The 1,896-nt window shown below is 62.5% G+C and carries 1 protein-coding gene; it reads left to right on the plus strand.

What is annotated here, in order from left to right:
• Nucleotides 1-82: 82 nt before the first annotated feature.
• Nucleotides 83-1,801 carry an ABC transporter ATP-binding protein gene (locus tag CJ255_RS21850; RefSeq protein ID WP_097646180.1) on the plus strand — a complete coding sequence of 573 codons (1,719 nt, stop codon included), beginning with the start codon at nt 83-85 and terminating at the stop codon, nt 1,799-1,801.
• Nucleotides 1,802-1,896 lie beyond the last annotated feature (95 nt).

Genomic DNA, 1,896 nt, shown 5'->3' on the forward strand with positions numbered 1-1,896 from the left:
TTGCAGATTGCCGAACATGGCGTCCCAATGGGCTTTAGCGTTCTTGATCATGCGGCATGTTCAAGGGTAATTGGTATAATGTATGCAACATCTTCTCACCGTCAACAATCTAGCGGTCACCTATCAGCCATCCGACGGCCCGCCTATCCGGGCGTTGAGCGGGGTTTCGTTTACGTTGGAATTAGGCCATGCTCTGGGGGTGATGGGTGAGAGTGGTTCGGGCAAGACGACCCTTGCTCGGGCCTTGATTGGCCTGTTGCCTACGGCAAGCGTGACCGGGCAGATTGGCTTTGAGGGTCAACCGCTGCCGCTGGGCCATGAGTCGGCGCTGCGCCTGCTGCGCTGGCGCAAGTTGGCCTTGGCCTTCCAGGGTTCGAGCAGCGCCTTTGATCCGGTCTATCCAGTGGGCGAGCAGGTGATTGATCCGCTCCGGGAGCATCTGGGCCTTGCGCGCGCCGCTGCCCGTCAGCGTGCGCTGGAGCTCTGGGCTGAAGTGGGCTTGAAGGCCGAGCAGTTTACCCGTTTTCCCCACCAACTCAGTGGTGGCCAGAAGCAGTGCGCGATGCTGGCAATGGCGCTGAGTTGCGATCCGACCCTGCTGATCCTTGATGAGCCAACCTCTGGGCTTGATGCGCTTACCCGCCGCCACATCCTTGCTCTGCTGCGGCGGTTGCGCCGTGAGCGACAGATGAGCCTGATCATCATTTCGCACAATCTGCAGGATCTGGTTGGGCTCACCGAGCGCACCCTGGTGCTCTATGCTGGATCGCCTGCCGAATTGGGAGCTACCTCGGCGTTGCTTGATGATCCGCGCCATCCCTACAGTTGGGGCTTGATCAAGTCCTACCCGCGTATGGATCAGGCCCGCGACCTGTGGGGCATTCGCGGGCAGCCGCCCAATGCCCAGCAACTGCCCTCAGGTTGCACCTTTCACCCCCGTTGCACCCAGGCGGTTGAGCGCTGTATGGCTGAGGTACCCCCGCTTGAGGCCCACAACGGGCGCTGGTTGGCCTGCCACCTTGGGGGGCTTCAGACGCTGCTCGAGGTGCGTGGTGTGCAGAAGCGTTTTCCTGGCGGCGTGGCGGCGCTGTGTGGGGCCGATCTGCGGGTGCGCGAGGGGGAGTTGGTTGCGCTGATTGGCCAGACTGGCAGTGGTAAATCCACCTTGGCGCGCATCCTGGTTGGGCTGCATACGCCCGATCTGGGCAGCGTGCATGTTCAGGGCCGCAACCTACTGGCCTTGCGGGGCAATGAGTTGCGCGTTATGCGCCAACGCATCCAACTGATCTTCCAAGACCCGTATGAAGCCCTCAGCCCACAATTGACCGTGCTTGAGTTGGTGCGCGAGCCACTTGATATTCAGCAGCTTGGCGACCGGGCCGAGCGCGAGGCGCGGGCGCGGGCTGCGCTGGCCGCCGCACGCTTGCCCATGACGCCAACCTTTCTTTCCGCTTATAGCCATCAACTCTCTGGGGGGCAACTCCAGCGCCTAGCCATCGCCCGTGCGCTGGTACTCAACCCCCGCATGCTGATTGCCGACGAGCCGGTCGCAATGCTCGACCCTAGTGAGCAGGCGCGTCTATTGCGGTTGCTCAAGGAGGTGCAGAACGAATATGGCATGGGCATGCTGCTCATCTCACACGACCTCCCCTTGGTACGCAAAGTGGCCGACCGCATTGCGGTACTCCACGCGGGCCAGGTGGTCGAAGAGGGGCCAGCCCACCAGGTCTTGAACCGCCCGACCCACCCATACACCCGCACGTTGTTGGAAGCCGTGGCGCTGGAGGCCACGGATGTGTGAAGAAGGCTTTGGGCTGCCCAGGATGGCCCTCACCCCCTACCCCCTTCGGCAAGCTCTGGTTCGACAGGCTCACCAACCGGGCACCGCCTCTCCCA

Origin of the sequence: Candidatus Viridilinea mediisalina (assembly GCF_002532535.1) — a bacterium.
Lineage (GTDB): Bacteria > Chloroflexota > Chloroflexia > Chloroflexales > Chloroflexaceae > Viridilinea > Viridilinea mediisalina.